The following is a 4,470-nucleotide window of genomic DNA, read 5'->3' on the forward strand; positions in this document are numbered from 1 at the left end:
CCCCGCCGGCACGCCGGCGCCGGCCGCACGCGTCGCGGAGGTCCCACCGGCCGCCGCGGCGCCCGCGGCACCGATCACGCTGGCCCAGGTCGAGCACGCCACCATCGGCGGCGTCTTCGAGGCGCCGTTCACGCTGGCCCAGGGCACCTACGAGGGGCCGCCCTTCGACCCGGCCGGGTCCTCCCGCCCGATGGCGATCCTCATGACGCCGCTGGTGCGGTTCGGTGAGCTCGACGACCAGCCAGGGGCCGATGCGGCCGCCCTCCTCGCCTCCAACTCGGGCGGCAGCGGCGAGCACATCACGCTATCGGTGGTGTCGGAGCGGGACGGCATGGTGCGGAGCATCGGCACGGCCGACGTCGGCAACCGCACGAAGGTGCGCGATCTGCGGGTGTCGGGACGCGACGTGGTGATCGACGTCGTGCAGATCGGGCCCGGCGAAGCCGCCTGCTGCGGCACGCAACTGGCGACCAGGACCTTCCGCCTCGTCGGCGACGTCCTCACGGAAGTGGCGTCGGACGTCACCGGCCGCCTGTCACTGGCCTCCACCGTCGGTGGCTTCACCTGGACCCTGGCGGCGCTGGACGGCGAGCCACCGGCCGCCGGCAGTCCCGCGCTCACCCTGATGTTCGCCGACGGCCGTCTGTCCGGCTCGACGGGGTGCAATCAGTACCGGGCGCCGGTGGACGAACCGGAGCCCGGTACGCTGAAGGTAGGGCCGGCCATCAGTACGCGCCGCGCCTGCGTCGGCGAGGGCGCCGCCCTCGAGCGCCGCTTCCTCAAGGCGCTGGGTGGCGTGACCGGCTACACGTTCCTGGCGGGCCGGCTGGTCCTGTCCGGGCTCGACGGCGAGCAGATGCGGAGCCTCTCCTTCGACCGGCGCGCCTCCACCGAGCAGCCCTGAGCGGGTCGGGACGAGCGCCTAGAGGGCGTACGGCTTGCGGAACTTTCTCGAGAGGTAGCGATCGGCGTCGCTGTCGCCGATGAACCGCTCCTTCGAGTCGTCCCACGTGAGCCGACGCCCCGTGCGATAGGCGATGTTGGAGAGCAACCCGAGCTTCGTGAGGCGATGCCCGTAGCGCACGTTGCACGTGGTCTCGACGGTGCGGGCCTTGATGGCGTCGAGGTACTCGCGCAGGTGCCCGGGGGAATCGGGCAGGCTCTGGGCCGGACGCGCGATGTCCTCGACGCGCTTCCCCTTCACGTACACCTCGTGCGTGCCGTAGTTGGTGACGAGCGTGCCCTCGCTGCCCTCGAAGATGCAGCCGATGCCGCCCATGTGCGCGAACCCCGGCGGCGGCGCCGGACGCAGACTGAACGACACGAGCAGGTTCGGGTACTCCAGCATGGCTTCGAGCGTATCCGGCGTCTCGGTGACGTCGTTGACGACGAAGCGGCCGCCGACGGCCGACACCGTGCGAGGCGCCCCGAGGTCCAGCGCCCAGACAGCGACATCCATGATGTGGCACCAGAAGTCGATGAACGTGCCGCCCGAGTAGTCCCAGAAGTTGCGGAACGTCCGGTGTGACCGCAGGGGGTGGTAGTCCCGCCTGGGCGCGGGGCCGAGCCAGAAGTCGTAGTCGAGTTCGGCGGGCCTGGTGGCGGGCTCGCCGTTGGTGAGCGCGCTGTCCCAGGTGCGCCAGCACTGGACACGATGGATGCGGCCGAGGCTCCCGGAGCGCACCAGCTCCACGACGTTGCGGTAGTTCCGGCCCGTGTTGTGGATGTGGTTGCCCATCTGCGTGACGCGCGCGTGCCGCAGCGAGGCCTCGGCCATGGCGCGCCCCTCGGCCACGCTGTACGACAGCGGCTTCTCGACGAAGACGTCCTTGCCGGCCTCCATCGCCCGGACGGCCGTGATGGCATGCCAGTGATCCGGCGTCTGGATCGCGACGGCGTCGATGGTCTTGTTCGTCAGGAGGCGGCGGAAGTCGCCCTCCCCTGCCGGAGCGTACCCGAGCGTCGACTGCACCAGGGCAATCGCCGCAGCCCGATGGCGGCGGTCCACGTCGCAGATGGCGGCGATGCGCACATCCGGATGCGTCATGAACTCCTTGAGCCGACCGGTCCCCATCCCGCCGACGCCGATGAGCGCCAACTGGATCTGGTCGCTCGGCGCCGACGGCTGCGCGATGAGCGGACGATGGATGACCGTGGCGAGGCCGGCGGCCGCACCGAGGAACACGCGGCGCGACACGCCGCTCGACTCTTCACGCACCACGAGGCTCCTCACCGCTTATCGCTTCAACTCACCGTAGATGGTGGTCACGTTGGCCTGGCCGCGGCCAATCTGGTAGTCCTTGAACGTGTCCGGCAGTTTCAGGCCGGCGAAGGCCGCCTCCGGCGTCTTGCCCTCGGCGGCGGCCTGCCGGACCGCCGCCACGAACGCGGCATTGAACTCGCCGAACTCGACGAACTTCGCCCACGGCATGACGTCGGCGTGCCCGGGGATGACCGTGTCCACGCCAGTGATGCCCGCGGCGGCCTTCTTCAGCGTGTCGGGATACGCCAGCCCCGAGCCGCCGTTGCGCGTGTCGATCAGCGGCGTGCCGAGGCCCGCGAACAGGTCCCCCGTGTGGGCCACCTTCAGCGCCGGAAAGATGACGATGGTGTCGCCGTTGGTATGGCCCGCCCCGAAGTGCCTGAGGTCGATGCGATCGGGGCCGGTGCCGATCGTCAACGTGTCGGCGTAGGTGCGATCGGGCAGGAACGTCGCCTTCTCTCCGACAAACGCCGGCATCTTCTCCATGTTCGCCTTGGTGTTGGCATGCGCCACCACCTCGACGGAGGCCGCGAAGAAGTCGTTGCTCCCGACATGATCGCCATGCGTGTGCGTGTTGATGATCATCGTCACGGGCTTGTCCGTGACGGTGCGCACCTGCTGCATGATCCGCTCGCCCCAGCCCGCCAGCTTGGTGTCGACCAGCACCACGCCCGACCCGGTGACGAAGGCCGCGGTGTTGCCACCGCCGCCCTTCACGACGAACAGGTTGTCCTTCACCTTCACGAGTTCGGCCACCTGCGGTGGCCCGGCCGCGGGCTGTCCCGCGACGATGCCGACCGCGCCGGCGGCCACGAGGATTCCCATCAGCAGCACACGTCGCATGGCGCTCTCCCGTCCATCCTGCGGTCTCAGGCGCGTCCCTGCAGGACGCGCTCGACGAACCAGTACACGCCGGCGCACAGCACCAGCGCCGATCCCACGGTCGCGACCCGCGCCGCCCACTGCGGGCGCTGGCGACGCAGCAGCGCGAGGGCTGCCGCCACGACCACCACGATCGCGGCCTGCCCGATCTCCACGCCCAGGTTGAACGCGAACAACGATACTCCAAGCGCCCCCGACGGCAACCCGGTGTCGCGCAAGACGCTCGCGAAGCCGAAGCCGTGGATCAGCCCGAACAGCAGCGCCACCCACACGCGCACGTCGCGACCACGCGCGCCGATCCAGAGGTTGTCGGCCCCGACGAAGACGATGCTCAGCGCGATGAGTGGCTCGATGACGTGCGCCGGTGGGGACAGGATGGCCAGCGTGGCCAGGGCCAGCGTCACGCTGTGCCCGAGCGTGAAGGCGGTGACGATCCCGAGCAGCCGACCGATCCGCCCACCCGGGATCAGCAGGCCGACGAGGAACAGGATGTGGTCGGGACCGATGGCGATGTGATGGATGCCTGAGGCCACGAAGCGGCGCATCACGGCCAGACGGCCCTGCCGCGAGCCCGTGTAGTAGTCGGCCCCGACCCGGTCGCGGTTCAGCACCTCCTGCCAGGCCACCGAACCGGCCTCGTACACCGTCACGAAGGTCTGGTGCGCCGCGTCTTCGGGGAAGAGACGCGCACCGATGGCAAGGTGCCCCGCCGGACGGGCCAGCGCCGCATGCCAGGCGATGCCCACCGCGTCCTGCCCGGCCAGAGGCCGCGCGCCGTCGACCACCCAGGTGATCGGCACCCCATCGACCTCGACCGCCACCCTCGTCGTCATGAGCGTCACGATGCCGTCGAGGTGGGCGGAGACGGCCTCCTGGGTCGTGAGGACGGCCGGATCAGGCAGCCCGAGCGTCCGCGCCACGTCGATCGTGTGGAGCACGAGCGTGCCCGACAGCCCCTCGGGTGCCACGCGCACGTCCAGATAGCTGAAGGGCGCCGGATGCGCCGCGCCACTCGCCGGCATCAGCACCCCCACCAGCCAGCACACCATCGTCAGCCATCGGCCCCACCGGGTGGATTGCGTCGACACGCCGCCATTGTCGGGCGAGGAGCGTCGCCGGCGCCACGCGAGGCTGCACCATCTATACGTACTCGCATACGTATACGCATACGTATGCGTATAGTCTCCCCATGCCCACCCTTCCCCTTCCCCTGCCCCTTTCCCACTTCCCACGCCCCTACCTCCGTCCTCCCTCCTCTCTCCTCCGTCCTCTCAAGGCTCGCCATGCCACCCAACACCCACTACAACAAGGATGCCGACCTGCCC

At 70.0% G+C, this 4,470-nt stretch carries 4 protein-coding genes; 1 reads left to right on the top strand and 3 read right to left on the bottom strand.

Translation table 11 applies throughout. The features are described 5' to 3' along the window. Positions 1-904 (top strand): META domain-containing protein (locus Q0C41_RS30030; protein ID WP_291990474.1); only part of this gene is annotated, 904 nt, incomplete at its 5' end. Between the two features lie 18 nt (positions 905-922). Here the strand turns inward: Q0C41_RS30030 and Q0C41_RS30035 are convergent. The 3 genes from Q0C41_RS30035 to Q0C41_RS30045 are packed head-to-tail and all read right to left on the bottom strand — an operon-like array spanning position 923 to position 4,233. After that, positions 923-2,218 (bottom strand): Gfo/Idh/MocA family oxidoreductase, encoded by a 1,296-nt coding sequence (locus Q0C41_RS30035; RefSeq protein ID WP_291990476.1) that lies wholly within the window; start codon positions 2,216-2,218, stop codon positions 923-925. A gap of 18 nt (positions 2,219-2,236) precedes the next feature. Continuing rightward, positions 2,237-3,106, bottom strand: a complete 870-nt coding sequence (locus tag Q0C41_RS30040) for an MBL fold metallo-hydrolase (RefSeq protein WP_291990478.1) — start codon at positions 3,104-3,106, stop codon at positions 2,237-2,239. 26 nt (positions 3,107-3,132) lie between these two features. Further along, positions 3,133-4,233: a HupE/UreJ family protein gene (locus Q0C41_RS30045; RefSeq protein ID WP_291990480.1), complete on the bottom strand. Its 1,101-nt coding sequence runs from the start codon at positions 4,231-4,233 to the stop codon at positions 3,133-3,135. Between the last annotated feature and the right edge of the window lie 237 nt (positions 4,234-4,470).

This window comes from Luteitalea sp., assembly GCF_022842525.1.
Lineage (GTDB): Bacteria > Acidobacteriota > Vicinamibacteria > Vicinamibacterales > Vicinamibacteraceae > Luteitalea.

Excerpts from the sequence above, each read along its gene's own strand:
- Q0C41_RS30040 (WP_291990478.1), bottom strand. The coding sequence starts at position 3,106 with ATGCGACGTGTGCTGCTGATGGGAATCCTCGTGGCCGCCGGCGCGGTC.